This window comes from Bacillus sp. NPDC057893, from assembly GCF_042796455.1.
GTDB lineage: Bacteria > Bacillota > Bacilli > Bacillales > Bacillaceae_G > Bacillus_A.
The window spans coordinates 18,869-35,228 of sequence record NZ_JBHVNG010000012.1 but is presented as its reverse complement, the minus strand read 5'-3'; the positions used below and the strand labels follow the sequence as shown (position 1 = coordinate 35,228).

Below are 16,360 nucleotides of genomic sequence, written 5' to 3'. Positions count from 1 at the left end.
TATCAGATTTATTTAAGACTCAGCATGAAGTTTTTCTGATTTATTGGATGCTGAGGCAGTCTTTTTTTTATTCAAATAAAGATTTCATTAATATTTAAATCCTAATATATAGTTGTGAATATAATTAGTTGAGTGTTAAAATACCATAGATACTCCTTAGGGAGTTCTCATGTAATTACGCAAGAGTTTAAAAACTCTCGAATCTTAGCCCTTGGAGCGCCCTCCAAGGGGCTGAACCACTTAAAATATGGATCTTATGAACGTTTATTATTTTCACTCACTTTAAAAATCACATATACATAATATACAAATATATGATAAAATATCTTTGTGAACCATCACGTGTTTCAAATACAACATTTTTTTGATGACCTCTTACCTTTCCTTAAGAGGTCTTTTTTTTATAAATAAGAGGTACAACCGAGATACGTGTAAAAATAGGTCATACGACGGAATTGTCGCCTGAAAATTCTAAACGATCTTTTTATTTCCTTTCGACATAATATGACAATATCCATATATATTATTTGTTATTATTAATATAGCAATCTTATATTTTACATAATTGGAGGAACAAACGTGGGAAAAATATTTAAATTTGGATGCCTAGGCATTATAGCTTTATTTGTAATCGGAATAATTGCTATGGTTGCTGGTGGCGGAGATTCAACAGAAAAAACTTCAACAGACACTAAAGCGGTATCAAAAGAAGGTGTGTCTTCTGACGTGAAAATTGCTGTAGGATCTATGGAAACAGTAGATTCTGTGGGTAATGAATATACAAAAGAACAAGCACAAGGTGTCTTTAAAATTTTAGAAGTTACACTTACTAATAATCAAAAAGACGCTATCACTGTTGATGCTAATAGCTTTAAATTGGTAGATAACAAAGGTCGTGAATTCACATATTCAACACAAGGTCAAACATCTTTTGACTTAGCTAACGGTGGTAAAACTGACTTCTTCTTAAAACAATTGAATCCTGGTCTAACACAAACGGGTAAAATTGTATTTGATATACCAAAAGATGCTGAAGGTCTTTTCTTAAAAGCAAGTGGCGGTATGACAGGTAAAGAAATTAAGTTAAAAGTAGAATAGTAACAAGGTACTCGAAAGAGTGCCTTTATTTTTTCTCAATAACCAATATTACTTAATACTGTAAAATAATAATTGGATTGGCATCCGATCCAATATTACTATACGATGGTTCAAGTCGGAGAAAGGCACCATAGGGTGTCTTTTTTTATGTAGAAAAAAGCCCAACCATCCTATGGGAATGGTAAGGCCTTTATATATACTACTTATTATCCAATTCATCAGTTTTATTATGGGGTAGTACCACACATCCATCAACTTAACGTATATTTTTATACAAAATGCGGTCTTTCCACGTAGTTTTTTATTATCTTTTATAGATGTTATAAAAGTAGGCACATCAAATAAACCCTGACGGGTTTCAAATTTTTCGCTATGCTACCTGATGGGCAGAAGTGGTATACTCATACACAACACCTAAAATATCAAAGACTGTTTTTTTCTCATATCTGTGAGATTTTCGTCCGTTTCGCTGTAGGAGGTTAAACAGACGAAGGAGAATCTTTGATAATTCTTGGGTGTTTTTATGTAGTGCTTGATGAAAAAGTAAGAAATAATCTTTAATTATGTACATCGCTTTATATTCACTTAGTTCTTTCTGTTTTTTACGTAACAGGAGTTCTCTCATTTTAAACATAGTAGAAGAACATAATAGGATACTAATGAGTTGTCCATAAAGGTGGCATTCTAATCGCTCTTGTTTAATAGATTTACAACGATGAATTCGAAACCAAGATTTCCATATTTTAAATAACAGCTCAATTTGCCAACGCAGTGAATATAAATCATAGATTTTCTCTTTCGGTACCCATTCCGTAGGAATGTTTGTCATATATACCGTAATTCCTTGTAAAAGTTTCGTACGCTCTGTATATGTAATCCCTTTTTTCTTTTCACGAATAGCTCGATCATGTAGACGTTTCTGTTTCTGTTTTTGCTCATCTGTACATCTATAAACCACAATGCGAGTGGGTAGTTTGTCTTTGCTCCCTACATATACATCATGTAATTCATACACTTGGCCAGGTTGTAATTGGTTCATGATGTCTTCCAAATGAATTTGTATATATACCGGTCTCAATTGAGCAGGTTTTGTTTTAAATACCACTGTTTCGAATTCTTTTCTATATATTTTAGTTGGTAATTTAAGACGCGATAAATAATACCCTTCCTTATCTTGGATCGATTTAAAGTCTTGTAAACGAAAATACCCTAAGTCACGAATATATAGTTCATTCTTTTGTGTCATGTCCATTCGAGTCGCCCCATATGCCTGATCACTTCGTTTTCCTGGTTCAATTTTCACATCAGAAAACTCTCCACTCAACAAGTCATACTCTAATTGAATTTTCACACCAGCTGTATGACTACAGCCTCCGGAACCAGGATAAGTAGCTGCGAATCGATCTGGAACTTGAAAGGTTGTAGAATCAAGGATGCGAATCCGCTCAAAGTAAGCAGAAAGAGAATGAGAAATTGTAGAAGTGTAGTAAATACATTTCGAAAGAAGGCTACAGAAGCCGAGTTAAATCGTCGATTAAGTCCCTCAGGACTTAATAAAATTCCTGTTGAAGTTTCTAATTGACTACAAAGTTGAGTAAGAGAGGTTGTAGCGATTTGTTGATTTAACCATACACACAAAGATAAAAAATGGTGCCCATGGCACTTACGTTTTCGTTTCATTCCACCTGCTTCTATAGCTAATTGATTAAGTGTAGCGGGAGACATATATCGATATAACTCTTCGGCAAATAAAGACAGCTCTTGTTTTTGATGCATATTCATAAAAAGCACGTCACCCTTTCTCATTAACATAAGAGAATAGTAACGTGCTTTTAAGTTTAAGAATAGTCTAAATCCTTAAGTTGATGGATGTGTGGTGCTACCCCTATTAGATATAGTGTCTTGTATATAAAACATGGTTAACCTAATTCTTGTGAAATACTATCCTATTGAAAAATAGAAAGATAACTCCGGAAATGTAAGTTTTAAGTAGAGAGAATAAAGAAATTATTATTGGTCGTATTTGACAAATAAGAAAAATCATCCTTGTTGAAGGATGATTTTTTGTAAGAATTTAAACTAATATAAAGAAAATAGTTGTTAAGATTATAGAAAACCCTAATATCGCTACTGTCACAACGCTATGACGTTTACCATTCATCACAATACTAGCAATATATTTCTGAATCATTACAGTGAGCAAGTAATAAAAAGTTGTTTTGGAACCGATTCCTTGACTCATTACCCCTGATTGTTTTACCGTGCTTTTTTTTTATGATTTAATCACTTTAATACCTTTTACAATATTCCAAATAAAGAAGTATAAACTAATAATACTACAAATACATACCGCGATAATTGCCCCAATACCCAGTGTTACATCTGGCTCTTGGGAACCGGTTCCCATAATTCCTAACACAATAAGTGCTATAAAAGTAGCAATACTAGGAATAATATGTGTCCACAAAGCACGTTTAGCGTGCTTTTTTGTTTCAGGTTCTCCAATAATCAAAACAATAATTGGGAACAAAATAGGTGCAAATAGAACACTCCAGTATGAAAAAGCAGCTAATAATCTATTTCCATTCATATGTATCACCTCATGACATAATAATTGTTATTTCACTAATAAAATACAGGTAAATCCATTTTGTCGCTATCGATAAACCTTTCGACAATCTTACAAAACTGTAAGGTTAGACTGCACTTGTTGTAAGAGTAGATTCTTTGTATAGATGCTATATTAACATAGCACTGAAAAACAGATAAAGAAGGAGTAAAAAATGAAAAAAGGTTTTTGTTTATTAATTTTAACTGTTTTATTTAGTATTGGATTAGCTGGTTGTGGACAATGGGATCGTTATAGTCCTTTTGCAAGTAAAACAGACGTGTATGGTGTAGTCAAAGAAGATGCACAACGAGATTCTAATGCACCTGAAAATGTAGAACATTATGGTTATGATTTAATTGGATATGATAAAGATTTAAACAAAATTGACTTAGGCTTTAGTTCTGGTCAAAAATTTCCAATTGGGACATATATCAAAGCAGTGAAAAAAGGCAGCGATACAAGAATGCATGATGTGACGGTCATTAAGAAAGAAGATATTCCAGAAAATATATTAAAAAAATTAAGTGGAAATCAAAAATAATATTGCAGAAAAAGACACAGCGTGCTGTATCTTTTTTTGTAAATAATGAAGAAATGATACATACAATGATGTCCATTAGATAGTGTGGATACACTACTATTCATGCAAAAACTAGTTCGACCCAAATAATAAAAAATTCTTAACCCTCAATGTTGACTACAGAAAGGGATGGAATTCAAATTATTTCGGATGATTTTTAGTATATTACAAAAATGTAAGGTGAATGTAATGTTAATTGATAGCGGATTATGTTGAAGTAGAGCAAAATGACGAAGGAACAAACAAAGCGTAGGAGGATAAGATTATGAACAAACCAGTTGTAGATGTTAAAAACGTTCAAAAAGTATACGGTAAAAAGGGGGAGAACCAATCGCATGCATTAAAAGGTGTTTCATTTTCAATTCGAGAGGGTGAATTTGTTGGAATTATGGGACCATCGGGTTCAGGAAAAACAACGTTATTAAATGTAATTTCAACATTAGATAACGCAACGGGCGGTACAGTTGAAATTGCAGGTACGGATATTACAAAAATGAAGCAAGGAGAACTTTCTGATTTCCGTTCTCAAAAATTAGGATTCATCTTCCAAGACTTTAACTTGTTAGAAAACCTATCAATTTATGAAAACATTGCTCTACCACTTTCACTTCAAGGTGTTCCATCACGTAAAATTGGACCAAAAGTAGAAAAGGTAGCGGAGATGTTAGGGATTTCAGCAATCCTTCAAAAATATCCATCTGAAGTATCTGGTGGACAAAAACAGCGTTCAGCAGCAGCGCGTGCGCTTGTACATGAGCCAGCGATTATTTTAGGAGACGAGCCAACAGGAGCGCTTGATTCTAAAAATGCAACAAGTCTATTAGATGCAATGACAAGCTTAAATGAAGAACAAGATGTTTCTATTATGATGGTTACACATGATCCATTTAGTGCGAGTTACTGTCAACGTATTTTATTCATTCAAGACGGAGAGCTATATAAAGAACTTCATCGTACAACTGATCGTGAAATATTCTATAAAGAAATTTTAAATGTACTGGCAGACTTAGGTACACAAACAGCATAAAAACGGAGGTGAAACCATGTTATTCAAACTATCTATGTCAGGTCTAAAAAGTAAGCTTAAAGATTATATTGTCTTACTTGTTGGCCTTATCATGTCGATTTCTATTTTTTATATGTTCCAAACGCTAGCACTGAATGAATCTTTTCTTACAGAAAGTTCTACACTTGGCCCTATTGTTTTCGTCTTTTATGCAGGTTCAGTCTTACTTGCGATTATTACCTTCTTTTATATTTTATATGCGAATTCTTTCTTATTATCGCTCCGTCAAAAAGAGTTCGGTATGTATATGATGTTAGGCGCAAAAAAACATAAGGTGACAATGCTTATGTTTATTGAAACAGTTGTATTAGGGATCGCATCTCTTGTAATCGGGATTACGATGGGTATAGGCCTTTCACAAGGTGTTGGTCAGTTACTGATGAAACAGCTTGATTTTACTGCCAGTGGTTATCAAGCACTTTATATTCCATCAGTAAATGTTACTTGTCTTTTCTTTTTTGTATTATTTGTTTTTTCCGCGATTATGAATAGTTTTAAACTATCACGTATTTCCGTCCTGCAACTTGTTCATGCAGGTTCTAAGACAGAACGTACATCTGTAGGAGGAGCGAAAACAGTTGTTATTGCAGTCCTAGCAATTATTTTGTTAGCAATTGGCTATGCTTCTATGATTTACATGGATAAGTTACAGCAAAATGGAATTATTATCGCTTTAATCACAGTAACATCAGGAACTTACATGTTATTTGGAACATTCCTACCGCTCATTATTAAAAAATTAAAGGGTAATAAAAAACGTAGTGAAAAAGGACTGAATGCCTTTACTTTTGCACAGTTAAACTTCCGTATTAATAGCCTAACTAAAGTACTAGCAACAGTCACAATGTTAGTAGCCCTGGGGGCTGGAGCGATCGCTGGCGGTATGGCGTTTAAAAATAACGTTATGCTTTCAGTAAACAGTTTTAATCATTATGATGTAGTGATTCATAATCCAAACAAAGAAGAGAAGAAAATTTTAGATGGTATTATATTTAAAGAGAAAAATGAATATCGTTACAAAACAGATGGTAAATTTGTTTACTATTTAAAAGAAGACTTAGATAAAAATCGCCCGCTTGTACGAGACGGCGAAGGACAAGAAAGTGCAGGCAAATTCAAACGTATTTCTGAAGAGCTTCCAATAGGAGCGATTTCAGGAACAAATGTAGAACAAGGGCCTGATGTAAAAGAGATGCCACAAATGTGGAATGAGGGATTCCGTACAATTGAACCTGAGTATGTTCACCCTGATCATATCATTAAAATTGTAAATCAAAAAATGTATGATAGCTTACAAGGTGAAGAAGGTATGGTATTAATTGGGAAATCTGATGATTTTGTAACACATACAAAAGAATGGAAAAAACTTGACGAGTTACAACTAGCTAAATATAAAAATGTAAAAGATGAGTTGAATTTATTCAGTAAGTACTCTGGGTATTCTGTAATTTACGGTATCTCAAGTGGAACTGTATTTATGGGGTTCTTCTTAGGCATTGCTTTCCTAGCGATGATGGCAAGTTGTTTAATGTTTAAAGTTCTATCTGGGGCATCCAACGATATTACACGTTATCAAATGCTTCGTAAAATCGGTGTTCGCCGTGAATTATTAGCGATGTCAATCTATAAAGAGTTATTCTTAGTATTCTTATTTCCAGCAATGGTTGGTATTGTCCACGTATTAGTGGGTATGAATATGTTTTCGTATTTCTTAATTAATCCGTACTACCGAGTATGGCTTCCAATCGTTATTTTTGTAGTTATTTACGCGATTTACTACTTCATTACAGTTCAATTATATAAAGGAATTGTTCTTCCAAAAAAAGATTAAGATTTCAAAATGAAGCTGTCCTAAAGGTTTGTTGAATAACATCCCTATTGGGACAGCTTTTTCAATTCTGGTGAAAATATAAAGTGAGGAATAAAAAGAACGGTAAATTTCTAATAAAATTATACTTCTTATTATAGAGAATAGCGCCACACATCCATCGACCTAAGGTTTTGAAATAAACTAAAACGGATTTTTCTCTCTATTATTTATTTATGAGATTTAAGTTCATTTTTTTCGTTTTGGGGGTACTCTAAAATATTAGCTTGATGGCGATGTGTGGTGCTACCCCTTATAGTACAGCTAACATTTTTTCATTTTTAGTCCTTATCGAATGAAATCCTCTGTTTTTTGCTGGGAATCCTGATAAAAGATTATTTATGATGTATTGTATTAGTGAAAGTATTCATTTCCATTCGAGGATTGTGAGCAAACGTACCTTTCGAAAACTCCTTTACAAGTTGGTTACTATTCAAAATCGTCCTCATTGTCGAGTTTAAGGTAGCTGCATCGTCTGCAAAGCCTCCATGATGTTTGGAGTGGCTAATTAGTTCAAGTTTTCCTGAAGTAGTTTCAAAATAACTAGGCTGATTGTTCTCATCCGAAATTACCCAGGCACCTCGTCTGCTTTCTATTAGCCTGTGTAAAGACGAATTTTTATTAGCATAAATTTGAAGACCTAAAATTTCTTCACTCTGACCTATCTCAAAAAACTGAGTAACTAAATAGAGGAGCAAGTTGCGTTGATATTTTGCTTCAAAAAACCGACTCACTAAATAAAGAAGCGAATGATGGTAAACGGTTATACCGTCCTTTTCACATGTATCCTTCAATTCCAATTCGTTGCTTAATGTATATAAAAAGAAGTTATTGAAAATATTGTGATCAAACGCCTTAACATATGTTTCTTCAAATAAATCTATCGTACATGCAGGAGCATACAGACTGCATGTTGATTTACTAATGTTACTCATGTCCACTTTTTTTTCAAATATCTGTTTTAGCAGAGTTGCCAGGACAATCGCACCTGCACTATGACCAATCAAATGAAGTTCAAACGCGAATGAGATTTTTTTCAGTGACTCGAAAAAAGACCACCCTGCACCACTATCATTGAACACTTTTTCGGCATGTTCTTTCATCTCATCCCATATTTCTTTCATTTCATCCCCTTTATTATGAGTTTTGACTGAGTATTCAATGAGTTCTTCTAAATTATCTGTTTGTATCTCCTTTATAATTTCATAAAATTGTTGACATAGAGTTTCGGAAAATCCAGAATGCCAAACAAAAAATATTGGGTAAATGCCATTCTCCAAAAATATTGGGATTTTTCGGTGAGCATTTTCCACAGCCTTATTATGTTCAACTAGTCCACCATGACAGTGAAATACTAGTCGATTAGGCATTTCATTATTTTTAAAAAAAGATTTAATGTTATCAATGATGCTACTTGAGTTAGTTTTACTTATACCATCTGTTATTATAATAATATGTTTGTCAAATTCATAAGAAAGATTCAATTCGGTTCCTCCTGGAATTCTGTTTTTATTTTTCTTATTATGTTCAAAATTTGCAACAGAACCCTATATTCACGCCCCGTAGTTGGTTCGTCACCAAAAGTTATCCTAATCCGTAATCACATACACTCACGCTCCAGGCTAACAGAGCGAGATAGCTTTATAAAAGCAAATCAGCTTTTGTAATAAAGGTGAAAAGTGAGTATTTAAAATTGGCGCTCTTAACCGAAAAACTACTATTTGTCTCTTTAGTTAACCTTATCATTTACTGTATTAAAGGTGTCAAAAGGGTATGGGATTATTTTTGTTGAACGATAAATCATGTCAGACACTGTTACACATTTATAATCGTTTTTGTACAAATACTCCATAATATCCTCTAACGCTTTCACCGTCTGCGATGTCCGAGAAAATTCGCTACCATTCCAATCATGGAGTAAAATGATATTACCAGGTCTAACACCTTTGGTTATGTGTTTAGAAATTCGGCTAGCTGCTGGACTTTTCCAATCTTGTGGATCCTGATGCCATGACCATAGAATAACAAGTTTTCCGTTTTTAATAGCTGTATTAATAATTAAGTCATTGTGTAGGCCTCCAACTGGGCGATAAAGAGCTGGTTTATATCCAGTGATAAGCTTTATAATTTTATCCGTTTGATTTAACTCTGCTGTTAATTTAGCAGCAGTAATATTTCTATCATAAATATGATTATAAGTGTGATTAGCAATTTCATGTCCTTCATCTACTTGCCTTTTTAAAATAGCAGGAAATCTTTTAACTTTATTACCTGCTACGAAAAAGGTTACTTTTGCATTGTACTTAGCTAATATATCAAGTATTTGAGGAGTGAAAACGGGATGAGGCCCATCATCAAATGTTATTGCAACCATTTTATCCTTTGTGTTTACTTCCCAAATTACCTGCCCTGTTTTTTCATACGCCTCACGACTATCTGTGAAAGCGTATGCGGGTATTTGTATGAAACAAAAAGAAATAAATAAAAGAATGGGAAACATCCAAATTTTTTTCATGAATAATACACTCCTATGAAATGCAAGTAAGTTTAGTTTATGGAGTTATCATCAAATTATTTAATAAGAAATTAAAAAGAATAAAGGATTGCCCTTACCATCGATTACATTTTCCAATATATATATGTTCTATGATAGGAGGCGGTTTTGTAACATGGTTTTATAAATCATAGGAAAATTACATAAAGACACCCAAAATAATAAAATATGTTTCTTTATTACAAGAAAGCACATTTATTTGTTTTGGGGTAATTCTGAATGCTTAAGTTGATGGGCATGGGGTAGTACCACATGCCCATCAACTTAAGAAAAATAATCGCCCCAAAAATAAAAAAATGAACTGAATTCTCATAGACAACTGTGGAGAGATAAAATTTTTGCTTTGGGGCAACCTCTTTTCTTCTTGAACAGCTTGCAAATCCACCTTCCATTGTTTCAACAAATCCTTTTTACGTCGCATCGAATTTGTACCCCTCAGATTGAAATATTAATCCATCAATTGTGTTATACACATTTATATATTTCCTTCAATAAAAAGAGAGCACCAATATCGATGGTGCTCTCAATGTGAATTGGCGTTTATCCTGAGCATTGAATAGGACACGAAGAACTCGTCCTATTACATAATACGCTTGTCCTTATCATAATGTGCGATAAAAAAAGCACCCTCGCCCAGGCGCCAAAAGATATATATACGTTGAGGTAACTAACACGTTAGAAAAGGCCCTTCCATATCATTGTATGATTATCGCTTATCTTTATACCTAGCAGACTCATTAAATACGTTCAATGTATAATTTCTATTGATTTAACCATGCCTAATTCTATCCAATTCATGGTTAGTATTCTAAATAGACCAACGATGTATTATAATCCTTTATATACCCAAGGAGGTTCACCATGCTTAATTTTCATAAAACATTCCCCATCTTAGGATTCTTTTGGTTTTTATACAGTTTCATCGGTCTCATCTTTTTATTACTATTCCTTAGCGTGTAGTAACCACGCGTATAAATATATGTTTACTATTTAATTTCTATATAACAAAGAAAAAGGGACCCGTTATAGATGCTTTTTTTCATTATGCTTCTTTTCTTTTATCTTATCTCTGATAATTTCAACAATCCACGCTAAAGAAACAGCAATACCAAAAAGAATACTTACACCTGCAACGGTGTAATAACCTAACTGTTTAGCCGTTAAATCTACAGTAAGGGCTATCCCTAGTAAAATGATTACAAACATTCTTTTCTTTCTTTTCTCGAACAAACTAACTTCTCCTCCACTAGAAGATCATCTATATAAAATTCAACATTAAATATATTGATCACGAACATCATAAAATCTATCTATCCTTATTATCGCATTATACTAATTAATTCTCAACATCTCATATATATATATCGATTATCTTTATACCTAGAACACTCTTTAAATACGCTTATCATGTAATTTCTATAATGCTAAGATAAATATTCTTAATGAACTTGATTTTATAGAAATTAACAAGAAATTTATTTATGGAGATTATGATAATATAGCCAAGTACATAAAAAGAAAATTTCAATAAAACAAGTTAACATGGTAAAATAATATTTGGATGGGAGTCCAATACATATTATTAAAATTAAGATGGTTCAAGTCGGAGGAAGGCACCTTTGGGTGTCTTTTCTTTATAAAAAAGGACTCATAAAACCCCTTAAATTAGTAAAGTTCAACATTATCCTTTTTTATTCATTCGTTTTAACTTAATATATTAATATTAAGTTAAAAATCGTTATAATTAGTAAATAATTCTATTAACTAGATAGAGAGGATACAATATTATGAGTTATAAGTTTCGTAGAATTATCCAATTTTCCCCGGGTGTGAAAATTAACTTTACATACACAGGTACGGGAGGGAGCGCCATCCCACCTGAATCAAGAACAACAACTTATGTACCTGGAACCGGAATCTCGTATACACCACGAATATAAGAGTCAAATAACTATTATAAACAACGAGGATTTCAAAGACAAAACACTTCCCCTCCCACTATGAATGAACAAGATTACAATACGGTAAAAGTACTTAATCCGGTAAGAGAAACCCAAACTTACATTGTTACTGCTTTTCGTAAGAAGGATAATCAAGTAAACTCCGTGGGTAGAAAACTAATGAAACCACTTTCCATAATTACAGGTGTTTTTGCGGGCCTATTCTTAATTATGATGCTTGTTATACCTGCTCTAATCCTGGCAGTCATTTCTTTCCTATGTTATAAAAATATAAAAACACCATTTGCGGTTGTATGCCCAGAATGTGATGCTGAGAATTTATTCATTTTTGAGGAAGAGAAGATTGCTTGTCGTAAATGTGAGAGCACTCTTATAATCCAAAAATAAAAGGTTATCAAATACACTTCCCAAAAATGAATTGTGGTATTGAATTCCAAGATGGCCCTTGAAGCCTCCAGCTCTCTTTTTTATTTCTTTTCGACAATATATGACAATATAAAGATGAATAATTTGTTATTATATTTACGGATTTATTTACATTAGGAGGAATGAACAACTATGTTTAAAAGATTAGCAGTATTACTTATTGGAGCTCTATTATTATTTGGTTTAGCTGCTTGTGACAGCGTTAAATCAATGACAAGTAATGTCACGGTTGGTAAGGTAATTGAAGAATTTAAAGCTGCAGGATTAGAAGCTGACAATCCTAGTGACCTACCAGAAAAAGAATTTGGAAATACTAGAAAAGAAGCAAAGCGTATTCTTGTTCCAGCATTAGGTGAAGATAGTGGCGGTAGAATATTTGAGTTTAAAAACAAAGAAGATCTTGAAAAAGCTAAGAAATACTATGACGATTTAGGTAATGGTAATCAAATGCTATTCTCTCATACTTACGCAAAAGGTAACTTCCTTATACAAATGAATGGTGATATGGAAGATGCCCAATTTAATAAATATAAAGAAGTTATGGATAAAGTAATTAAGTAGGTTCAAAAACCTGCTTTCATTTTTCTAAAAACATGATAGAGTTATCTTGGGACGGTAGTCCATATACATATTTATTAAAATAAAGTAGTTATCAAGTCGGAGGAAGGCACCTTAGGGTGTCTTTTTTTATGGAGAATCATTTTAAAAACTAAAAATAAAAGAATCTCAATAAATGAGGTTCAAAAAATCTACTATTTTAAATTACCTTCGTAAAAAGCAACTCCATTTTGAACATGTTTTAAATACCAAGTAATCGTCCCACCACAAACATTTTCATTAAAACTATTAGTATATACTCCATTTGAGTAATAAACCATTCTTTTGAATTTACCATTAGAATACTCATAAGGAATTGAGCATGTTGCTTCTTTCGGAGAGCTCACAGCTTTTTGCGTATCAGCTGAAGCTGTCCCGATTCCTCCTGTTAATGCAATGCTAGTTGCTAATGCTCCTACTACTAATTTCTTGAACATATAAATTCCCCCTTTGATATTTTTTTATAACTTACATCTTAAATGTATCACTTTTATTATCTTTGTTAATATTTTGAATATATAGAAATATCTATTTAAATTTGGTAATATTAGGATTTCATTTTATCAAATGGAGAATAGAGGGGTTTATAATAGTATGTAATATTACATATCCATTAGATTAGATGTTATGATATGCTCTCGTAAGTGTGATACAAAATTTCTTTAGATTGGAAAACTAAACCTTATCTACCCAATTGTGGGGACGCCTTATGGCGTCTTTTTTTATAAGAAAACCCCCAAGCATTCATACACTTGAGGACTTATCAATTGAAAGGTAGAACTGTTTGGAATTCCTTAAACTATGAACAAAGTGGGATTACTCCTAAACCAATTAATAAAGCTGCAGCAAACCGCTGGAATTGGTTTAGGAATTTGGATACCTTCTACAAATAATAAGTATTTACCATCTACTATTTTAAAACAAACTAATTGCATGGCTAATCCTCCCTTCTGTTAGGATTAATACATTGCATTTTTAAATATAATTATTAATATATTTAAATTGTTTTTTTTTTTGAAAAACGTGTAATTTAGTTAATAGCTGAGGGAAAGTACATTAGATCGTCTTTTCTTTATTTTTAAAAGGACCTGCTCAAATCATGCGTAAAAACATACAGTAAATTGAATCCGTTAAAATACATGAGTGAACCCTTGTTTTACCCTCCAATTTAAAGGAGGAACTATTATGGGATTTGGTGGTAGTTGCGGCGGAGGCTGTGGCTTTGCTGGAGGATTTGCTTTATTAGTTGTATTGTTTATATTATTAATCATTGTTGGAGCTGCTTGCTTCTGCTAAAAAAACTATTAGAAAAGGAACCCTTATCTGGGCGCCTTTTCTTTATGTATATTATTTATTATCCGATTCATCAGTTTTATTATAGACACATTTGGCTTCCCCAAAAAGACCACCAGTGTCCCATTCTCCACCATAATGGGCACACCTTAGAGGATCACCATCATCTCTTGAAGGTGGTTTATTGTCAATATCATTGATCATATTAATAAAAAATATACTTGCAATTCCAAATACCACAACAAAGGGAATGAGAAAAGATTTAGAAAGCTCTTTTAAATCCTCTTTTGCTTGTTGCTTTTCTTCTCCTGTTGAAAAGAGATAAGCAAATAAAGCTAAAATGAATGCGAAAAAACCCAAGATTATTTCAATTAATCCACTGATTAAATCTATCATTACTTATGTACCTCCCTAATATATGTACCATTAATTAACCAATAATTTCCTAATACATTGTATCAGCTAAGGTGCATGAAAGTATAACAAATTATTTGTATAACTTATTTTATTAATTTTCCATTAAATCTACTTGTTTTTGCTAAAAAAATAATAAAACCCACTTATGTAATAGATGGGTTTTATTATTTTAAATTCTTTATAGTTGATTATATAGATACAAAATCATTACAATTTCTTTTGTTTGTCCTTAACTTTTTGTAAGTTATAAATACTATCAGACTCAGTATATTTTGATTCTTGTATAGGTACAAGTTGTATAATATCATCTAAGCTACAGCCTAGTACACTACACACACGTACAATATGGCCTATACTTAACAATATAGTACGATTCTCACATAAATCATTAATAGCTGGTTGAGATAGTCCGCATAGTTCTGCTAATGCTCTTTGGGATATTCCACGAGTTTTTAAATATTCTCCTAAAATAATCTTTACACCTGTAGGTGTCTTAGATTGATGAAGAGGTAATATATTATTATACTTCTTTTTTTGCCAATCTTCGCTATCCTTAGTTATTTTATCAAGGTTCATGTATTGTAATGCATCCATGATATGTACACCTTCCTTATTCAATTCTAATTTACCAATTTATCTATTATAGAAGTTAATTACCTATACGATCAACAGTTTCCTTCTCACAATTTCTCCTTAATTACAGAAAAAACTTGAGAACATTTGCTACGATACTATCAATCGTTAATAGAATTGCTACTACAATTAATAAAAATGTACCTGGATTCTCTCTAGCAAATTCCCACATATATAATCTCCAATCCATTATAAAAATAAGATAATAAAATATATTATACCAAAATTTCACGTACTATATCCGATGTGTAAAACCAAATTTCGAAATAAAGCATATTCTAACCATCCGTTCCCTTTTCCTCTAACCAAGTAAGTAATAATTCCTTTATTTATTCCTCTATCTTAGCCAGTCAGTCCCCCAGGTCTTATACAATCCTATGTTTTTCATCTTTTCTTCGTATTTAAACTTGACTGAAGGTCTTGAAGGTTTTTATCATGTGGGAACGATTATGGAACACGGCTGGAAGGCAGAATTATCCCCTATTTTGAAAGACTACAAATCTAGTAATCAGTCAAAATAGATGGATAAGCGTCTTTGTTTTCGCCATGCGGTCACTTATAAGGTATCCGTATGTATAGACCCTGTTCACTCAGCGATCTTCACCGCATACATCCTTTTTCTATGGCTTGTCCTTGTAATATCGTCCCTACAAGACAAACTGAATGTACTCCCTAGCACCTTAATGCTAACGATAACCACCCGAACCTTTTAGAGAATCGTCCCTGGGCAAGTTCTCGCCCGCCCTCACCAGAAGAACAGGATTCCAGTGAGGGGTGCTGTTTTTGTAGGCGTATACTCTGTACCCCCTGCACGACCAACAGCTAGCCACGCCGTAACACGTTCCCTCTATATAGAAGCACGAAATTACGGCTTATCAGTTTTTATTTACGTGGTATCAGGCAATTCCACGCGAACAAAAAACAAAAAAGGCATCTCCAATCCCTAAATGACCTGTACATTCACAAGACTTCTAGGTTTAGAGATGCCCGGTATATATCTTTTGACTACAAAAAATACAATTCTAGCATTTACTAGTTGAATTTTAGCCAAATCATAGATAAAATGGGTATATCAAAGAAGCCTCGTGAAAAGGCATAATTGTTTAAGATAGTGATGGTACACTACTTAAACCGAAATCCCGTCTGGTTAAACAGGTTATGTCTAGTAAGTGTTGGTAGCAATTACTAGAACTGAGTCATTCCCGCTAAAGGTTGGTAGCCGATAGCATTTGGGAGTGGCTTTTTTATTTTATGTTC

15 protein-coding genes and 2 pseudogenes are annotated in these 16,360 nt (G+C 32.9%); 7 read left to right on the top strand and 10 right to left on the bottom strand.

Translation table 11 applies throughout. The features are described from left to right. Nucleotides 1-579: 579 nt before the first annotated feature. Nucleotides 580-1,098, top strand: a complete 519-nt coding sequence (locus tag ACFVQC_RS26575; RefSeq protein ID WP_000516001.1) for a DUF4352 domain-containing protein — start codon at nucleotides 580-582, stop codon at nucleotides 1,096-1,098. 370 nt (nucleotides 1,099-1,468) lie between these two features. On the opposite strand, the pseudogene ACFVQC_RS26570 reads toward ACFVQC_RS26575, so the two are convergent. The 3 genes and pseudogenes from ACFVQC_RS26570 to ACFVQC_RS26560 form a co-directional block, all read right to left on the bottom strand. Continuing rightward, nucleotides 1,469-2,880 (bottom strand): annotated as a pseudogene (locus ACFVQC_RS26570) (IS4 family transposase). A 292-nt stretch (nucleotides 2,881-3,172) separates the two neighbouring features. Then, nucleotides 3,173-3,340 (bottom strand): hypothetical protein, encoded by a 168-nt coding sequence (locus tag ACFVQC_RS26565; protein WP_377899732.1) that lies wholly within the window; start codon nucleotides 3,338-3,340, stop codon nucleotides 3,173-3,175. A 30-nt stretch (nucleotides 3,341-3,370) separates the two neighbouring features. Further along, nucleotides 3,371-3,688: a magnetosome magnetite crystal formation protein family gene (locus ACFVQC_RS26560; protein WP_377899731.1), complete on the bottom strand. Its 318-nt coding sequence runs from the start codon at nucleotides 3,686-3,688 to the stop codon at nucleotides 3,371-3,373. A 193-nt stretch (nucleotides 3,689-3,881) separates the two neighbouring features. Here ACFVQC_RS26560 and ACFVQC_RS26555 point away from each other — a divergent pair, with 193 nt between their 5' ends. The 3 genes from ACFVQC_RS26555 to ACFVQC_RS26545 all read left to right on the top strand — a co-directional run bounded on the left by ACFVQC_RS26555 (nucleotide 3,882) and on the right by ACFVQC_RS26545 (nucleotide 7,186). Further along, nucleotides 3,882-4,250: a YxeA family protein gene (locus tag ACFVQC_RS26555; RefSeq protein ID WP_377899730.1), complete on the top strand. Its 369-nt coding sequence runs from the start codon at nucleotides 3,882-3,884 to the stop codon at nucleotides 4,248-4,250. Nucleotides 4,251-4,554: 304 nt separating this feature from the next. After that, nucleotides 4,555-5,316 (top strand): ABC transporter ATP-binding protein, encoded by a 762-nt coding sequence (locus ACFVQC_RS26550; protein ID WP_340780501.1) that lies wholly within the window; start codon nucleotides 4,555-4,557, stop codon nucleotides 5,314-5,316. A 16-nt stretch (nucleotides 5,317-5,332) separates the two neighbouring features. Beyond that, nucleotides 5,333-7,186: an ABC transporter permease gene (locus ACFVQC_RS26545; RefSeq protein WP_377899729.1), complete on the top strand. Its 1,854-nt coding sequence runs from the start codon at nucleotides 5,333-5,335 to the stop codon at nucleotides 7,184-7,186. A 371-nt stretch (nucleotides 7,187-7,557) separates the two neighbouring features. On the opposite strand, the gene ACFVQC_RS26540 is transcribed toward ACFVQC_RS26545, so the two are convergent. The 4 genes from ACFVQC_RS26540 to ACFVQC_RS26525 form a co-directional block, all read right to left on the bottom strand. Beyond that, entirely contained in the window at nucleotides 7,558-8,706 is a 1,149-nt protein-coding gene (locus ACFVQC_RS26540) for a hypothetical protein (protein ID WP_377899727.1), read from the bottom strand. A gap of 245 nt (nucleotides 8,707-8,951) precedes the next feature. Next, nucleotides 8,952-9,737 carry a polysaccharide deacetylase family protein gene (locus ACFVQC_RS26535; protein WP_377899726.1) on the bottom strand — a complete coding sequence of 262 codons (786 nt, stop codon included), beginning with the start codon at nucleotides 9,735-9,737 and terminating at the stop codon, nucleotides 8,952-8,954. Between the two features lie 298 nt (nucleotides 9,738-10,035). Then, nucleotides 10,036-10,197, bottom strand: a complete 162-nt coding sequence (locus ACFVQC_RS26530) for a hypothetical protein (protein ID WP_377899724.1) — start codon at nucleotides 10,195-10,197, stop codon at nucleotides 10,036-10,038. 602 nt (nucleotides 10,198-10,799) lie between these two features. Next, complete coding sequence (locus tag ACFVQC_RS26525) at nucleotides 10,800-11,006, bottom strand: hypothetical protein (RefSeq protein WP_377899723.1); 207 nt, start codon at nucleotides 11,004-11,006, stop codon at nucleotides 10,800-10,802. Between the two features lie 557 nt (nucleotides 11,007-11,563). Between ACFVQC_RS26525 and ACFVQC_RS26520 the strand changes: the two are divergent. Both ACFVQC_RS26520 and ACFVQC_RS26515 read left to right on the top strand, forming a co-directional pair. Then, nucleotides 11,564-12,124: pseudogene (locus ACFVQC_RS26520) on the top strand (DUF4236 domain-containing protein). A 171-nt stretch (nucleotides 12,125-12,295) separates the two neighbouring features. Beyond that, nucleotides 12,296-12,724: a stress protein gene (locus ACFVQC_RS26515; RefSeq protein ID WP_377899721.1), complete on the top strand. Its 429-nt coding sequence runs from the start codon at nucleotides 12,296-12,298 to the stop codon at nucleotides 12,722-12,724. A 191-nt stretch (nucleotides 12,725-12,915) separates the two neighbouring features. Here the strand turns inward: ACFVQC_RS26515 and ACFVQC_RS26510 are convergent, their stop codons facing one another. Next, on the bottom strand, nucleotides 12,916-13,197 hold the full coding sequence (locus ACFVQC_RS26510) for a hypothetical protein (protein WP_377899720.1): 282 nt from the start codon (nucleotides 13,195-13,197) through the stop codon (nucleotides 12,916-12,918). Nucleotides 13,198-13,945: 748 nt separating this feature from the next. On the opposite strand from ACFVQC_RS26510, the gene ACFVQC_RS26505 reads away from it, so the two are divergent. Further along, entirely contained in the window at nucleotides 13,946-14,056 is a 111-nt protein-coding gene (locus ACFVQC_RS26505) for a YjcZ family sporulation protein (RefSeq protein WP_000505679.1), read from the top strand. Nucleotides 14,057-14,107: 51 nt separating this feature from the next. Here ACFVQC_RS26505 and ACFVQC_RS26500 read toward each other — a convergent pair whose 3' ends face one another. Both ACFVQC_RS26500 and ACFVQC_RS26495 read right to left on the bottom strand, forming a co-directional pair. Then, nucleotides 14,108-14,449, bottom strand: a complete 342-nt coding sequence (locus ACFVQC_RS26500) for a hypothetical protein (RefSeq protein ID WP_377899719.1) — start codon at nucleotides 14,447-14,449, stop codon at nucleotides 14,108-14,110. A gap of 228 nt (nucleotides 14,450-14,677) precedes the next feature. After that, entirely contained in the window at nucleotides 14,678-15,064 is a 387-nt protein-coding gene (locus ACFVQC_RS26495) for a helix-turn-helix domain-containing protein (RefSeq protein WP_377899717.1), read from the bottom strand. Between the last annotated feature and the right edge of the window lie 1,296 nt (nucleotides 15,065-16,360).

Excerpts from the sequence above, each read along its gene's own strand:
- ACFVQC_RS26565 (WP_377899732.1), bottom strand. The coding sequence starts at position 3,340 with ATGAGTCAAGGAATCGGTTCCAAAACAACTTTTTATTACTTGCTCACT.
- ACFVQC_RS26560 (WP_377899731.1), bottom strand. The coding sequence starts at position 3,688 with ATGAATGGAAATAGATTATTAGCTGCTTTTTCATACTGGAGTGTTCTA.
- ACFVQC_RS26555 (WP_377899730.1), top strand. The coding sequence starts at position 3,882 with ATGAAAAAAGGTTTTTGTTTATTAATTTTAACTGTTTTATTTAGTATT.
- ACFVQC_RS26550 (WP_340780501.1), top strand. The coding sequence starts at position 4,555 with ATGAACAAACCAGTTGTAGATGTTAAAAACGTTCAAAAAGTATACGGT.
- ACFVQC_RS26545 (WP_377899729.1), top strand. The coding sequence starts at position 5,333 with ATGTTATTCAAACTATCTATGTCAGGTCTAAAAAGTAAGCTTAAAGAT.
- ACFVQC_RS26535 (WP_377899726.1), bottom strand. The coding sequence starts at position 9,737 with ATGAAAAAAATTTGGATGTTTCCCATTCTTTTATTTATTTCTTTTTGT.
- ACFVQC_RS26530 (WP_377899724.1), bottom strand. The coding sequence starts at position 10,197 with ATGCGACGTAAAAAGGATTTGTTGAAACAATGGAAGGTGGATTTGCAA.
- ACFVQC_RS26515 (WP_377899721.1), top strand. The coding sequence starts at position 12,296 with ATGTTTAAAAGATTAGCAGTATTACTTATTGGAGCTCTATTATTATTT.
- ACFVQC_RS26510 (WP_377899720.1), bottom strand. The coding sequence starts at position 13,197 with ATGTTCAAGAAATTAGTAGTAGGAGCATTAGCAACTAGCATTGCATTA.
- ACFVQC_RS26505 (WP_000505679.1), top strand. The coding sequence starts at position 13,946 with ATGGGATTTGGTGGTAGTTGCGGCGGAGGCTGTGGCTTTGCTGGAGGA.
- ACFVQC_RS26500 (WP_377899719.1), bottom strand. The coding sequence starts at position 14,449 with ATGATAGATTTAATCAGTGGATTAATTGAAATAATCTTGGGTTTTTTC.
- ACFVQC_RS26495 (WP_377899717.1), bottom strand. The coding sequence starts at position 15,064 with ATGGATGCATTACAATACATGAACCTTGATAAAATAACTAAGGATAGC.